The 14,598-nt window shown below is 63.1% G+C and carries 15 protein-coding genes; 10 read left to right on the forward strand and 5 right to left on the reverse strand.

Features of this window, described 5'->3' with window-relative positions; translation table 11 throughout:
• Nucleotides 1-3: 3 nt before the first annotated feature.
• From IVB05_RS04985 to IVB05_RS05005, 5 genes are all read right to left on the reverse strand, one after another.
• Entirely contained in the window at nt 4-1,614 is a 1,611-nt protein-coding gene (locus IVB05_RS04985; protein ID WP_247783334.1) for a DUF882 domain-containing protein, read from the reverse strand.
• Between the two features lie 252 nt (nt 1,615-1,866).
• A complete protein-coding gene (locus IVB05_RS04990; RefSeq protein WP_247783335.1) occupies nt 1,867-4,002 on the reverse strand; it encodes a L,D-transpeptidase family protein in 2,136 nt (711 codons plus the stop codon).
• 365 nt (nt 4,003-4,367) lie between these two features.
• The gene (locus tag IVB05_RS04995; RefSeq protein ID WP_247783336.1) at nt 4,368-5,867 is read right to left on the reverse strand and encodes a sigma-54 dependent transcriptional regulator; all 1,500 of its coding nucleotides are present in this window, start codon (nt 5,865-5,867) and stop codon (nt 4,368-4,370) included.
• A 103-nt stretch (nt 5,868-5,970) separates the two neighbouring features.
• Nucleotides 5,971-6,612 carry a TerC family protein gene (locus IVB05_RS05000; RefSeq protein WP_247783337.1) on the reverse strand — a complete coding sequence of 214 codons (642 nt, stop codon included), beginning with the start codon at nt 6,610-6,612 and terminating at the stop codon, nt 5,971-5,973.
• Nucleotides 6,613-6,731: 119 nt separating this feature from the next.
• Nucleotides 6,732-7,073, reverse strand: a complete 342-nt coding sequence (locus tag IVB05_RS05005) for a hypothetical protein (RefSeq protein ID WP_247783338.1) — start codon at nt 7,071-7,073, stop codon at nt 6,732-6,734.
• A 79-nt stretch (nt 7,074-7,152) separates the two neighbouring features.
• On the opposite strand from IVB05_RS05005, the gene IVB05_RS05010 reads away from it, so the two are divergent.
• The 10 genes from IVB05_RS05010 (at nt 7,153) to IVB05_RS05055 (ending at nt 14,595) form a co-directional block, all read left to right on the forward strand.
• Nucleotides 7,153-7,485, forward strand: coding sequence for a helix-turn-helix transcriptional regulator (locus IVB05_RS05010; protein WP_247783339.1), 333 nt, complete (start codon nt 7,153-7,155; stop codon nt 7,483-7,485).
• Nucleotides 7,482-7,925, forward strand: a complete 444-nt coding sequence (locus IVB05_RS05015; protein WP_247783340.1) for a hypothetical protein — start codon at nt 7,482-7,484, stop codon at nt 7,923-7,925. Before IVB05_RS05010 ends, IVB05_RS05015 begins: the two co-directional genes overlap by 4 nt.
• A gap of 44 nt (nt 7,926-7,969) precedes the next feature.
• Nucleotides 7,970-9,844: a M3 family oligoendopeptidase gene (locus IVB05_RS05020; protein ID WP_247783341.1), complete on the forward strand. Its 1,875-nt coding sequence runs from the start codon at nt 7,970-7,972 to the stop codon at nt 9,842-9,844.
• A 100-nt stretch (nt 9,845-9,944) separates the two neighbouring features.
• A complete protein-coding gene (locus tag IVB05_RS05025) occupies nt 9,945-10,532 on the forward strand; it encodes an intradiol ring-cleavage dioxygenase (protein ID WP_247783342.1) in 588 nt (195 codons plus the stop codon).
• A gap of 139 nt (nt 10,533-10,671) precedes the next feature.
• Nucleotides 10,672-10,932, forward strand: a complete 261-nt coding sequence (locus IVB05_RS05030) for an AbrB/MazE/SpoVT family DNA-binding domain-containing protein (protein ID WP_057838483.1) — start codon at nt 10,672-10,674, stop codon at nt 10,930-10,932.
• Nucleotides 10,929-11,315, forward strand: a complete 387-nt coding sequence (locus tag IVB05_RS05035; protein WP_247783343.1) for a type II toxin-antitoxin system death-on-curing family toxin — start codon at nt 10,929-10,931, stop codon at nt 11,313-11,315. The genes IVB05_RS05030 and IVB05_RS05035 overlap by 4 nt, the downstream gene beginning before the upstream one ends.
• A 97-nt stretch (nt 11,316-11,412) precedes the next feature.
• The gene (locus IVB05_RS05040; RefSeq protein ID WP_247783344.1) at nt 11,413-11,565 is read left to right on the forward strand and encodes an aa3-type cytochrome c oxidase subunit IV; all 153 of its coding nucleotides are present in this window, start codon (nt 11,413-11,415) and stop codon (nt 11,563-11,565) included.
• 133 nt (nt 11,566-11,698) lie between these two features.
• Nucleotides 11,699-12,826: a Re/Si-specific NAD(P)(+) transhydrogenase subunit alpha gene (locus tag IVB05_RS05045; RefSeq protein WP_247783345.1), complete on the forward strand. Its 1,128-nt coding sequence runs from the start codon at nt 11,699-11,701 to the stop codon at nt 12,824-12,826.
• Between the two features lie 11 nt (nt 12,827-12,837).
• On the forward strand, nt 12,838-13,155 hold the full coding sequence (locus tag IVB05_RS05050; RefSeq protein ID WP_212419221.1) for a proton-translocating transhydrogenase family protein: 318 nt from the start codon (nt 12,838-12,840) through the stop codon (nt 13,153-13,155).
• A gap of 42 nt (nt 13,156-13,197) precedes the next feature.
• Nucleotides 13,198-14,595, forward strand: a complete 1,398-nt coding sequence (locus IVB05_RS05055) for an NAD(P)(+) transhydrogenase (Re/Si-specific) subunit beta (protein WP_247783346.1) — start codon at nt 13,198-13,200, stop codon at nt 14,593-14,595.
• The last annotated feature ends 3 nt before the right edge of the window (nt 14,596-14,598 follow it).

A 14,598-nucleotide genomic window follows, 5' to 3' on the forward strand; every position in this document is an offset into this window, starting at 1 on the left:
ACCTTAGCGCAGCGCGGCGGTGCGCAGCACGAACGACTGCGTCGGTAGTTGCACGGTCGCCGATCCCGTGAAGCGGTCGCAGGTCATGCCCATCATCGGATCTTCCGAGAAGGTCATGGCGATCGCGGCCGGCGGCTTGACGAAGTGGCTGCGCATCTGGGTCATCTCGGTGTCGCCGAGCACCGTCGTCGACATCGCACTGCTCGCGCTCGGCGCCAGCATCACGACCCGCATCCAGATATTGTTGCCCTGGGCGGCGGCGAGGCGGGCCGAGGTAGCGACCACGGCGTCCTGACCCTGCGCGCCTTTGGCGACCACGGTGTTGATTTCGGTCGCGGCGCCGGCATTGCGCGCCGGACGGGCGGGACGCGCCGGGACCGGCGCGGAGGCGGCGACGACGTTGGCGCGATCAACCGGCGAGGAGGCGGCCGGCGCATAGGCCATCGCCCTGTTGAACGATTCGGTGACGCTGGCGGTCGGCTGCGGATCGGTGGCGGCGGCGAGCGCCTGGCGTGCCCGAAGGGCCGCGACCTGTGCGGGCGTCGCCTGGTTCGCCGCCTTCGGCACGTCGTCCCAGAAGCCACGGGAATTGATGATATCGGTCGGCGTCTGCGGTTTCGGTTCAGCGTTGTCGGCGGAAGCCTGTTTCGCCTCAGGCTTGGACTCTTGCTTGGCTTTCGGCGCCGACACGATCTGTGCGTCGGCCGAGGCTAGCTGAATGGTCGCGCCGACCGGCTTTGCGCGCGGGGTCGGGACCGGATCGGCGGATTTCGCGGCGGTCACGCTGGCCGGTGCAGGCTTCTCGTTCTTGACGGAAACGCTGGCGCCCTCGTCATCCTCTTCAGTCGACTTGCCGCCCTTGAACAGGGCCGCGAACAGGTTCGGCATCTTGCCGACGGTGGTGGCGTCGTCGCCATTGCCGCGGCGGTCGATGTCGGCGCGGGCAAGCTCATAGCCCTTCAGCGGACCGCCATTGGAGGGCAGGTGGACGGTGCGTCCATCCGGGAACACCCTGGCGAGCTGATCGTGGGTCATGCGCGGCCAGTGACGAACGCTGCCGGTATCGAGATGGACGAACGGCGATCCCGAGGTCGGATAGAAGCCGACGCCGCCACGCTGCAACCGGAGCCCGGCGGCACGGATCTGCTCGAGCGGCACGTCCGGAATGTAGAAGTCCATCGCATGGCCGAGCGTGTGCTGGCTGAAGCGCGCTACGCCCGAGGAGCGGCGGCGGAGCATGGAGTTGGTAGCGGGGGAGCGGTAGGCGGAGATGATCTGGATCGGCTTCTTGCCGTCGACGTCGCGGTAGACTTCCCAGAGGATGTCGAACAGGTGCCGATCCATCGTGGTCTGGTCCTGGCTGCGCCAGTCGCGGAGGAAGTGATTGAGCTTCTTGAGACCCTCTTCGTCATAGCGACCGTCGCGCTTGAAGGTGACGGTGAGGTTCTCGTCGGAATGGGTGTGGTGGAAGGAGAGGGTGCGGGTTTCGTTCAGCGCGGTCGCGTCATGCACCGAGCCTGCGCCAGCCAGCAGCAATAGCGAAGTCAGGCCGATCCGATATCCGGCCTTTGGCAGAGCAAGCGAATTGAATTGGCGCGCGAAACCAGCCAGCACGTAAGAGCCCACCCAGTCGACGAGCGTTCACGGTGTTTCTTTTGCAGACCCCGGCAAAAGAGGGTGAACGCTTTCTTAAAGCGGGATGGTTAACCGATGTTTACCGTCCCGCCCCCAAGTTAGACTTAACCTAACCCGTGGACTGTGGCGAAAAAGTGCCGAGCCGATTTAGAGGTGGATAATGGTTAACGTAAACGAACTCGCCGGGAAGGCGAGTTCGTTGATTTTGTTCGGAAAACCGCTCGGACAGGATTACCGGGTGAACCGCTGTTGCGGCCGGCGGCCAACCGGGGCCGGCGGCGTGACGGTCGATGGCCCCCCGAACAGACGCTCAAAGAACGACGGACCGGACGAGGTGTTGTCGCTGGCGAAGCTGACGCCGGGCGGCAAACCGTCTTTCGGGCGCGCATAGCTCGGCTGGGCATGGGAGACCATGACCTCGAGGTCCTTGTTGCGGCCGTTCTTGAGCAGGCCGAGCATCACGGCGTCGCGGCCATAGATGTCCTTGCGGGTCTGCAGCTTGCCGGCGTCATCCACGAATGCGGTCTGGTAGGTGATGTTGACCGGGATCGGCGTCGGGAATTTCAGATCGATCTCGCTGCGGCCGTACATGCTGCGGATCTTCTCCGGCGAGTAGCGCTCGTTCGGCATCACGATGTTGAGCAGGGTCGATGCGTATTGATCGGGATTCTGCACCCGCATGCAGCCGTGGCTGAAGGCGCGCTCTTCCTTGGCGAACAGATGCTTGTCCGGGGTGTCGTGCTGATAGACCAGGAACTTGTTTGGGAAGTTGAAGCGGATGCGGCCCAGCGCGTTGGCCTCGCCGGGTGGCTGCGAAATATGAATGCTGCCGTCGCGGTTGCGTTCCAGGCGCAGGCCCATGCGTTGCAATACGGTCGGGTCCTGCTGCAGGGCCGGCAGGTATTCGTTGTAAATGATCGACGGCGGTACGTTCCAGGTCGGGTTGACGGTGATGAACTTCATCGTTTCCGTCAGCATCGGCGTCGCATGTTTGCCCGGCTTTCCGGTCACCACCCGCGTGGTCCAGACCGGCGCACCGTTCTGCATCACCTTCAGCGTGAAGTCGGGGACGTTGAGAATGACATAGGCGTTACCGAGCGAGGCCGCGCCAAGCTGGCGGGGCAGCCAGCGCAGGCGTTCCATGTTGACGAGCACCAGGTCGATCTGCCGGTCGCGCTTCGGGCTGTTGATCGCCTTCACCGTGCGGTCGTCGAGCACGCCGGTCGGCTTGAGATCGACGCTCTCCTGGAATTTGCGCACGGCAGCGGCGACCTTGGCGTCGTAATGCGTGCCGTCGGGATTCTCGACGCCGAGCTTGGCGCGCAGTTGCGGCACGCGCGGATCTTCCGGCGCGACTTCACCTTGCTTCTTGGAGGCGGCCTTGAACGCCAGCGCCGGACCTTCGGCGATGTGGATCATCGGTCCGTCGCCCTGACCGCGCAGCTCGGCGAGCTTGGCCTTCAAATCCCTGTAGGGCTTGTGTGGCGGGTTGTAGCCGTCGAGCGCTGCGGAAGCGTCCTTGGCGGTCGAGATATTGGCGAGCACTTCCGCCGGATCGGTCGGGTGTTCGGGATAGAGGATGTCGGCAGCGACCTGCGACCAGTGCATCCGGCCGCTCTGGGCCTGTCGCGCATAGTCGAACATGCTCGCGGTCAGTTTCAATTCGGCTTCGGCGAGCTGGTCCGGCGAAGCGCCGACCGAAAAATCCGGCACCGGATAGTCGGTCGGATTGAGGCCCTCGGCGGCGGCGTCCTTCAGGCGGGCGATCACGCCCTTGCCGCTGTCGGTCAATTTGCCGGCCTGGGTCCATTGCGGCGCGTAGTCGCGTGCCGAATAGAACTTCTCGACGGCGGCGCGCTCGTTCTTGCGGTCGAAATAGCGCAGCGATTTGGCGCCGAGCATGTCGCGCAGGCGGTCGGCGACCGGCTGGTCGGCCGGTGCGACGGTGCTTACCTTCACCGGTTCCCTGGCGGGTTCGGCGGCGGGCGCGGTGGCTGCCGCAGCCGGAGGCGCGGCGGTTGCTGCGTCGTTGGCCGCAGGTGCGGTGACGGTCTCGGTGGCTTTGGGCCCAGCTGCCTTTGTGGCCGAACCGGGCTCGGCCGGCTTTTCGATTGCCTTGTCGAGTGCCTTGGCTGCGTCAGGCACCGAGGCGGTGGAGTCCATCTTGAAATCGCCGGCGGTCGGAGGCGGAACGTTGGCGGGTTCGGGACGGGGAACTGCTGCGTCGATTGCGAGTTCGGCGGCGCTGGCGCGCGGCGTCGTCGACTGCGCCGCCAGTGTTGAGGTCGCGGAAACCGTGAGGAAGGTTGCCGCTACAGCTATCAGCACGCGGTCAAATCCTGCACGATTCGTCGAACAGTCACGCATCGTCACACCCCCTTGGGCGAACTGCCCCGGCATGGAACAGTCGTTAGGTATCGTTCGTCACGGCTTGCGCGGGAAGCGCCGGCTCGATCGGTTTCTCAGTCGTACGCCTGCACGCCACGGTTCAAACGCAGACGATACATGTGCCCCTTTCATGCAGCCAGCGCCATGCGGGACAACTCACGACAAACTGACCTCAACCTACCCTTTGAACTCGGGTCCCGCGTTTTTGCCACGACCCCCGCCATTTGTCTGTCACCGCCAAGCCACGGTTCAAAAGCTTCCGAACGATCGATGTCGTTGGTTTGCCACGATCTTTGCCACGTGGACGCCATAATCGCCCACCGGCCATCAGCTCAATTCGCGCCTCAGTTCGCGTCCTGCGCGCCGCCTTCGGCCGGGTCGTTGTCGGCAGCTTCATCGAGCTTGCGGTAGAGCGTCGAGCGGCCGATCTTGAGCCGGCGCGCGACTTCCGACATCTGGCCGCGGTAATGCGAGATCGCGAAACGGATGATCTCGTTTTCCATATCTTCGAGCGGCCGCACCTCGCCGGTGGCGGTCAGCATCGCGAGGCTGCCGGCATTGGCGAACGGGGCGATGGGTATTTCACTACCCGAAACCATGGCGGGTGCCGTCGACGGCGCGACGACCAGTGGTTCGCTGTGCGGGAACTGGCCGTCCGGTACGGGCTGGCCGAGGACTTGCGGGAAATCCGACAGGCCAAGCTGCTCGCTCTCGCTCATGACGACGGCGCGATACACCGTATTCTCGAGCTGGCGGATGTTGCCGGGCCAGTCGAGCTGCGCGAGATGGGTCACGGCCTCGCCGCTGATGCCGGTGATGGTGCGGTTTTCCTCGGCGGCAAATCGCGCCAGGAAATGCCGCAACAGATGCGGGATGTCTTCGCGGCGCATCCGCAAGGGTGGGATCGTCAGCGGCAGAACGTGCAGCCGGTAGAACAGGTCCTCGCGGAACGCGCCGTTCTTCACGAGGTCGAGCAGCTTGCGGTTGGTCGCGGAAATGATGCGGACGTCGACCTTCACCGGCTTGCGGCCGCCGACCGCCTCGACGGTGCCTTCCTGCAGCGCGCGCAGCAGCTTTACTTGCGCCGCCAGCGGCAACTCGCCGACCTCGTCGAGAAACAGCGTGCCGCCGGAAGCCTCGACGAATTTGCCCATGTGGCGTTCGGTCGCGCCGGTGAAGGCGCCCTTCTCATGACCGAACAGGATCGATTCCACGAGATTGTCGGGGATGGCGCCGCAATTGACTGCGACGAAGGGTTTCGACTTGCGTTCGCTAGAGCCATGGATGGCGCGGGCGAACAATTCCTTGCCGACGCCGGACTCGCCCTCGATCAGCACCGGAATGCTGGAGGCTGCCGCCTTCTGCGCGGTGCGCAGCACGGCCGCCATGGCTTCGCTGCGGGTGATGATGTCGGCAAAGGTCAGCCGGCCTTCGCGGCTGTGGCGGATGCGCTGCAGTTCGCCCTTGAGCGCCGAGGTGTTGAGCGCGTTGCGCAGCGACACCTGCAGCCGTTCGAAGCTCGCCGGCTTGACCACGAAATCCTGTGCGCCTGCGCGCATCGCCGAAACCACATTGTCGATGCCGCCATGGGCGGTCTGCACGATGACGGGGATGCTCAGGCCTGCTTCACGCATTTTTGAAAGTACGCCGAGCCCGTCGAGGCCGGGCATCACGAGGTCGAGCACGACCGCGTCGATCGCCTGTGCATCCGGGGCGGTCAGCAAGGCCACGGCGGCATCGCCGCTGTCGACGACGAGGGGCTCATAGCCGCACTTCTGCACCATGTTTTCAACCAAACGGCGCTGCACTGCGTCGTCATCGGCAATCAAGATGGTGGCAGCCATGGTTTACCCCGCACGTTACACGACATGTACCGAATCGGGGCACTCTCGCCTATGGCGATTAACGCACGCTTAATGGTTGAGAAATGGCCTCATTGAGGCGGGGCTAAGCGAGGTGTGGCCAAACCTCCAGCACGCCGCGGTAGCACATGTCGAAGGCCACATAGAGAATGATCGCGAGGCCGACATAAGCGATCCAGCGGTGCTTTTCCAGGAGGCGCGCGATGAAGTTGGCGGCGAGCCCCATCAGCGCGATGGAGAGTGCCAGGCCGAATATCAGAATCATCGGATGCTCGCGCGCCGCGCCCGCGACGGCGAGCACGTTGTCGAGCGACATCGAGACGTCGGCGAGCGTGATCTGCCAGACGGCCTGGCCAAGCGTCTTTTGATGGCCCGCAGGGGCTGCCCCATCGATCGTGCTTGCTGCCGAGAGACTCTGCAATTTCGGTTCATGATGATGCGACGTACGCAGCTCGCGCCACATCTTCCAGCACACCCAAAGCAGCAGAACGCCGCCCGCGAGCAGCAGTCCGATGATTTGCAGCAGTTGAACCGTGACGGACGCGAAGCCGATGCGCAGAAGCGTTGCGGCCAATATGCCGATCACAATCGCTTTCTTGCGCTGACCCTCGGGAAGCCCGGCGGCTGCGAGCCCGATGACGATCGCATTGTCGCCGGCGAGCACCAGGTCGATCATGATGACCTGGAAAAGCGCTGTCAGGTGTTGCGAGGAGATTAGTTCCAGCATTCGGGCCACTCCGTTGAAGGTCCAATCCGACATCGCAGTTCGCTTGAACTGCCAGAGGGGCCCGGGCTTGGACGTGCGTAGAAAAAGACGCAGTCAGACTGCGGAAAAATGCTTCCCCGTTACTCAGGTTGATCCGAGAGGGCGAAGAGCCTGACCATCTGGTCCGGTTCGATCAGAACGGAGAGGACGATGCCGATGAACGTCAGGCTTCCGGCGAGGTCGAGCCACATGACGCGGAAGCGATCGCGCCGGCAGAGCAGCGCGAAACCGGCCGTCAATGCAGCAACCGCAAAGAGCAGGGTGACGATCGCGGGTGCCAGGGCGTCCACTGGCACCACGTTCCGGATACCCACGGTCGCCAGCAGCGCCACGAGCAGGATGCCGGCAAACAACTCCTTGCCGCGGGCCGCGGGGGGCCGGGGATTTGTCTCAACAATCTGACTGCGGTCTAAGAAAGCCATCTGATTCTTATTCGCGAGCTGAGATTGTGGTAGGGAACATCACCTACCCGGTCATTTCACTCTAGATAGTTTAGTAATCATGAAACGAGGAAAACATCAAGACGTTTTCACTGAACGTCTTCCCGGCAAGGCTGTGCCGGAGGCCAAGCAATTGCGGAAACTGGCTGGGGATTGGCTCAAGCTGCGCAGGGCGGATGCCGAATTGTCGCAGGCGGATCTCGCTGCACGTCTTGGCCTGAAGTATTATACTTTCATCTCACAGGTCGAGAACGGCTTCAGCCGGGTTCCAACTGAAATCATGGGGGCATGGGCCAACGAATTGGGTATTGAACAGTCAGCCTTCGCGAAGCATCTGTTAATGTACTACGAGCCGGAATTGTACCGGCTGCTGTTCGGAGCGGAAAGCAAATGAGCGTCGTGGCGTTCGAGCGCAAACAGAACACCGGCGAATGGAGTGAAAGGGAACTGGGCACCATCCTGGCGGCGCTGAGCGCGGCGACTGCGCCGGGGACCGGACGCGAATGGGAAACCGGCGTGACGGAAAAAGGCGACGTCCAGTTCTATCTGCTGAGCCCGCTTCCAGATCAGGCCTGCGAGTTGTGCGTGTCCCGGATAGGGGGCCGCTACATCCTGGAAGACGGATTCGGCCGGCTGCTGTTCGAGCATCGAAACCTCGATCTCGTGGCACTGCACGCGAAGGCCGCAGTCCCGTCGACATCGTGGCTCATGGTCCGCATGATCACGTTGTGGTGTGCGATTCGCAGTGCGACCGACGAAAAGCTTGAGCCAATGCTCCTCGAGGGTGAAGAACTTTTCGTTCAGTTCGTACCGCAGCTTGCGGCTTTCGCCTGATCTCCCGCCCATTTCCTGGTCACCACTCCAATACTGAAATTGTCATGACCGCAAAAACCGCGACATCCCGGGCCCATAAGGCGTCCCGCAAACCCGCCACGGGCAAGGCCGCCGCCATCAAGGCGACCGCAGCCAAATCAAAAACCGGCAGGCTGCCGGAATGGAATCTGGCCGATCTCTATTCCGGTATCGACGCGGCCGAAGTCGCGCGCGATCTGCAAAAGATGGATGCCGGCTGCGCAGCCTTTGAAACGGATTACAAGGGCAGGCTGGCGGAAAGTCTTGTCCGCGACGATGGCGGCCTTTGGCTCGCCGGGGCTGTCAGGCGCTACGAGGCGATCGATGATCTCGCTGGCCGGCTCGGCTCCTATGCCGGCCTCGTTCATGCCGGCGACAGCGTCGATCCGGCGATTTCCAAGTTCTATGGCGACGTCTCCGAGCGGCTGACGGCGGCGTCGGTACATTTGCTGTTCTTCGCCCTCGAGCTCAACCGCATCGACGATGCCGTGATCGAGCGCGCGATGCAGACGCCGGAGCTCGCCCATTACCGGCCGTGGATCGAGGATCTGCGCAAGGATAAGCCCTATCAGCTCGAAGATCGCGTCGAGCAGTTGTTTCACGAAAAATCCCAGAGCGGCTATGCCGCCTGGAATCGGCTGTTCGACCAGACCATCTCCGGCCTGCGCTTCAAGGTCGGGGCCAAGGAGCTCGCGATCGAGCCGACGCTCAATCTGCTGCAGGACCGCGCGCCGGAGAAGCGCAAGGCCGCGGGTCAAGCGCTGGCAAAGACCTTCAAGGACAATGAGCGAACCTTTGCGCTCGTCACCAACACGCTCGCCAAGGACAAGGAGATTTCCGATCGCTGGCGCGGTTTTCAGGATGTTGCGGATTCGCGCCACTTGAACAACCGCGTCGAGCGCGAGGTCGTCGACGCGCTGGTCGGCTCGGTTCGCGCGGCCTATCCGCGGCTGTCGCACCGCTATTACAATCTCAAAGCCGGCTGGTTCAAAAAGAAAAAACTCGCGCATTGGGACCGCAACGCGCCGCTGCCGTTTGCGGCGGCCGGCACGATCGCCTGGCCCGAGGCGCAGAAGATGGTGTTGACCGCGTATCGCGGCTTCTCGACCGAGATGGCTGCGATTGCGGAACGTTTCTTCACCGATCGCTGGATCGATGCGCCGGTGCGGCCGGGCAAGGCGCCGGGCGCGTTCTCACACCCGACCACGCCCTCGGCGCATCCCTATGTGCTGATGAACTACCAGGGCAAGCCGCGCGACGTGATGACGCTGGCGCATGAGCTCGGCCATGGCGTGCATCAGGTGCTGGCGGCCAAAAATGGAGCGTTGATGGCGCCGACGCCGCTGACGCTGGCCGAGACGGCGAGCGTGTTCGGCGAAATGCTGACCTTCAAGCGGCTATTGTCGCAGACCAAAAATGCCAGGCAGCGCCAGGCGCTGCTCGCGGGCAAGGTCGAGGACATGATCAACACCGTGGTGCGGCAGATCGCGTTCTATTCGTTCGAGCGCGCCGTGCACACCGAGCGCAAGAACGGCGAATTGACCGCGGAGCGGATCGGCCAGATCTGGCTCAGCGTGCAGGGTGAAAGCCTCGGGCCGGCCATCGACATCCGTCCTGGCTACGAGAATTTCTGGATGTACATTCCGCACTTCATCCATTCGCCGTTCTACGTTTACGCCTATGCGTTCGGCGATTGCCTGGTGAACTCGCTTTACGCAGTCTACGAGAACGCCTCCGAAGGCTTTGCCGAGCGTTATCTGGCGATGCTCGCGGCTGGCGGCACCAAGCATTATTCCGAACTGCTCAAGCCGTTCGGGCTCGATGCCAAGGATCCCAAATTCTGGGACGGCGGGCTGTCGGTCATATCAGGCATGATCGACGAGTTGGAAGAGATGGGCTGACGGGCGCCGCGGCCACGAAACGGATTTGTGATGGGCGCGGACACAATTTCAGCCGCCGTCGCCCTTCATGATGACGGTGACGACAGGAGGGGAGTGCCCCATGATCGACACCCCGACGCGGCGCGTTGTACTTGGAGCGGGAGTCTTCGCAGCCGGTTCGCTGCTCATGGTCGATGGCAGCGTGGCTCAGGCCCCGCTTGCGCCGACGCCCACATGCCACGACGGCGACGACGCCACCGTGCCGCAAACCGAAGGGCCGTACTTCAAGCCGTCGTCGCCTGAGCGAACCGAGTTGTTCGAAGAGGGCATGGCGGGACAGCCGATCGAGCTGGTTGGCTTCGTGTTCACGCGCGCCTGCAAACCGCTCGCTGGAGCCTTGCTGGATTTCTGGCAGGCGGATGACAAGGGCCGCTACGACAATTCCGGCTTCCGCCTGCGCGGCCATCAATTCTCCGATGCGGAAGGCCGTTATCGGTTGCGCAGCATCGTGCCCGGCGTTTATCCCGGCCGTACGCGCCATATCCATGTGAAGGTGCAGCCGCGCGACGGCCGCGTGCTGACCACCCAGCTCTATTTCCCCGGCGAGTCAAAAAACCGCTCCGACGGCCTCTTCCGCAAGGACTTGCAGATACGCACGGCCAAGAACGCGGGGTGGCTGGCCGGGCGTTTCGACTTCGTGGTCGGATAGAGCATCAATTGCCGCGGGCGAGACAGGAGGGCGGATAGGGTCAGCGGGGGCGACGTAATACATTTGTTGAACAGTTCGCTGGGCTGTGTTATACATTCCGTACAACGGAGCCCGTATGATGAGCAAAACCCCTCGCGGCATGGAAGAGGCCTCTCGCGAATACAAGCTGGAGGACACCGCCCTTCAAATTCGGAAGATTGGCAATTCGGTTGGTGTCATCCTGCCGAAAGAGCTTCTTGCCCGGCTCAATCTCAAGGAGGGGGACAAGTTCTATCCGGTCGAGCAACCGGATGGCAGCCTGCGCCTTTCGCCATTCAACCCCAAGCACGCGCGGACCATGGAAATCGCGCGCCAGGTTATGCACGAATATCGCGATACGTTTGCCGCGCTTGCAAAATGAGTGAGCCAGTTTGGCTCGATGTCGATGAAGTCATCGACATGCATGCCGAGCAACTGGCGATATTCGGCGGACCGGAAGGCATTCGGGATCATGGCCTTCTTGAGTCGGCGGTTTTGCGGCCGGTAAATCAATGGAATTACGGACAGACGGACATGGCTGCACTCGCTGCAGCCTATGCGTTCGGTCTGGCCCGCAACCATGCCTTCGTGGACGGCAACAAGCGTATCGCGTTTCACGCCATGATGGTCTTCTTGCGGGTCAACGACATACCATTTGCGCCCGACCCGGCGCACGCGACGTCGATCATCCTCTCCCTCGCCGCCGGCGAGGTCAGCGAGGAAAGCCTGACCCGCTGGATCCGGGATAATTGGCCTTCCGAATGACCCGATAAGCAGGGACGTGCGGCGCGTAGGCCGTTGCCCTGCCAGACGCTTTGCGGTAATTGCACGCGAGAAACGCGGATTTTGACTGGGGATACCGATGGCAGACCATAACGAAGTGGCCTACACGACCGCTGACGGCAATGACTATGCGGCCCATGAGCAGACCTATGAAGGGTTCATCATGCTGGTGAAATACGGCACGGTCTCCGTGGTGATCATCGTCGCCTTGATGGGCTACTTCCTGACCTGACGCATCGCTGCCTGCACCGCCACCCCGGCGGTGGCTAGAAAATTGCACGCATGCCGGTTGCGAAACCGGTATCCAACTAAGCGAAAAAGACGCTAGTTTGCTTGCGCGCGCGCCCGCCGCGCCGGGAGGCCTCATGAAGATTGCCGTTGCCAAGGAAATCGATCCGTCCGAACCGCGGGTCGCCGCTTCCCCCGACACCGTGAAGAAGTTCAAGGCGATCGGCGCCGAAGTCGCGATCGAGCCGGGCGCGGGCATCAAGTCGGGCCTGCCGGATTCCGAATTCACCGCCGTCGGCGCCACCGTCAGCGCTGATGCGTTGAAGGACGCCGACATCATCATCAAGGTGAAACGGCCGGAGGCATCCGAGCTTTCGCAATACAAGCGCGGCGCGCTGGTCATCGCGATCATGGACCCCTACGGCAATGAAGCGGCGCTGAAGACGATCGCGGATGCCGGCGTCGCGGCGTTTGCGATGGAATTGATGCCGCGCATTACGCGCGCACAAGTCATGGACGTGCTGTCCTCGCAGGCGAACCTCGCCGGCTACCGCGCAGTGATCGAGGCGGCCGAATCCTTTGGCCGCGCCTTCCCGATGATGATGACCGCGGCCGGCACCGTTCCGGCCGCGAAAGTGTTCGTGATGGGCGTCGGCGTGGCCGGCCTGCAGGCGATCGCCACCGCCCGCCGGCTCGGTGCCGTGGTTACCGCGACCGACGTGCGCCCGGCCACGAAAGAGCAGGTCGAGTCGCTCGGCGCAAAGTTCCTCGCGGTCGAGGACGAGGAATTCAAGAACGCGCAGACCGCCGGCGGCTACGCCAAGGAAATGTCGAAAGAGTACCAGGCCAAGCAGGCCGCCCTCACCGCCGAGCACGTCAAGAAGCAGGACATCGTCATCACCACGGCCCTGATCCCGGGCCGGCCGGCGCCAAAGCTGGTCAGCGCCGAGATGGTGAAGTCGATGAAGCCGGGCTCGGTGCTGGTCGACCTTGCCGTCGAGCGCGGCGGCAATGTCGAGGGCGCCAAGGCGGGCGAAGTCGTTGATGTCGAAGGCATCAAGATCGTCGGCTACACCAACGTCGCCGGCCGCGTGGCGCAATCGGCCTCGAGCCTCTATGCCCGCAATTTGTTCAACTTCATCGAGACCATGGTCGACAAGCCGAACAAGGCGCTCGCGGTCAATTGGGACGACGAACTGGTGAAAGCCACCGCGCTGACCAAAGACGGCGCCGTCATCCATCCGAACTTCCAGCCGAAAGCCTAAGGAGAGAAGCCATGGAGCATGTAGCCCAAGCCGTCGATCCCTTCGTATTCCGGCTGTCGATTTTCGTCCTCGCCGTCTTCGTCGGCTATTTCGTGGTGTGGTCGGTGACCCCGGCGCTGCATACGCCGCTGATGTCGGTGACGAACGCGATCTCCTCGGTGATCGTGGTCGGCGCCTTGCTCGCGGTCGGCGTCCCGATGATCTCGAGCGGCAGCGGTTGGGCGCGCGGCTTCGGCTTCATCGCGCTGATCTTCGCCTGTGTGAATATCTTCGGCGGCTTCCTTGTCACCCAGCGCATGCTGGCGATGTACAAGAAGAAGGCCAAGTGAGCGGCGTGCACCTCGGGGTGACGAAGACAAAGGGGACCTGAGATGAACGCCAATCTGGCTGCAATTCTGTATCTCGTGGCGGGTGTTTTGTTCATCCTGTCGCTGCGCGGTTTGTCCAGTCCGGCGTCATCCCGCCAGGGCAACCTGTTCGGCATGATCGGCATGGCGATCGCAGTCGCCACCACGCTCGCCAGTCATCCGCCGGCGGACGGCGTCGCCTGGCTGCTGGTTATCCTCGGCATCGCCATCGGCGGCGGCGTCGGCGCGGTCATTGCGCGGCGGGTGCCGATGACCTCGATGCCGGAACTGGTCGCGGCCTTCCACTCGCTGGTCGGCATGGCCGCGGTGCTGGTCGCCGCCGGCGCGTTCTACGCGCCCGAAGCCTTCGACATCGGCAAGCCCGGCGCGATTCACGCCTCGAGCCTGGTCGAGATGTCGCTCGGTGTCGCCATCGGCGCGCTGACCTTCACCGGCTCGGTGATCGCGTTCCTGAAGCTTTCCGCGCGCATGAGCGGCGCGCCGATCATCCTGCCCGGCCGCCACATCATCAACATCGCGCTCGCGCTTGCGCTGGTGTTCTTCATTTTCGGCCTGGTCCGGTCCGGCAGCGCGATCGACTTCTGGCTCATCACCATCATTGCGCTGGTGCTCGGCGTGCTCATGATCATCCCGATCGGCGGCGCCGACATGCCGGTCGTGATCTCGATGCTGAACTCCTATTCCGGCTGGGCTGCGGCCGGCATCGGCTTCACGCTCGGCAACTCCGCGCTGATCATCACCGGTGCGCTGGTCGGCTCCTCGGGCGCGATCCTGTCCTACATCATGTGCCACGCGATGAACCGTTCCTTCATCTCGGTCATCCTCGGCGGCTTCGGCGGCGAGACGGCGGCCGCAGGTGGCGGCAGCGGCGAGCAGAAGCCTGCAAAACTCGGCTCGGCCGACGACGCGGCCTTCATCATGAAGAACGCGCAGAAGGTGATCATCGTGCCGGGCTATGGCATGGCGGTGGCGCAGGCCCAGCATGCGCTGCGCGAAATGGGCGACCTCCTGAAGAAGGAAGGCGTCGAGGTGAAGTACGCGATTCACCCGGTTGCCGGCCGCATGCCCGGCCACATGAACGTGCTGCTGGCGGAAGCCAACGTGCCCTACGACGAGGTGTTCGAGCTCGAGGACATCAATTCGGAGTTTGCGCAGGCCGACATCGCCTTCGTGATCGGCGCCAACGACGTCACCAACCCGGCCGCGGAAGAAGACAAGACCTCGCCGATCTACGGCATGCCGGTGCTGCAGGTCTGGAAGGCGGGCACCGTGATGTTCATCAAGCGCTCGCTGGCCTCGGGCTATGCCGGCATCGACAATCCGCTGTTCTACCGCGATAACACCATGATGCTGCTCGGCGACGCCAAGAAGGTCACCGAGAGCATCGTCAAGGGGATGTAACGC

Source organism: Bradyrhizobium sp. 170 (genome assembly GCF_023101085.1).
Lineage (GTDB): Bacteria > Pseudomonadota > Alphaproteobacteria > Rhizobiales > Xanthobacteraceae > Bradyrhizobium.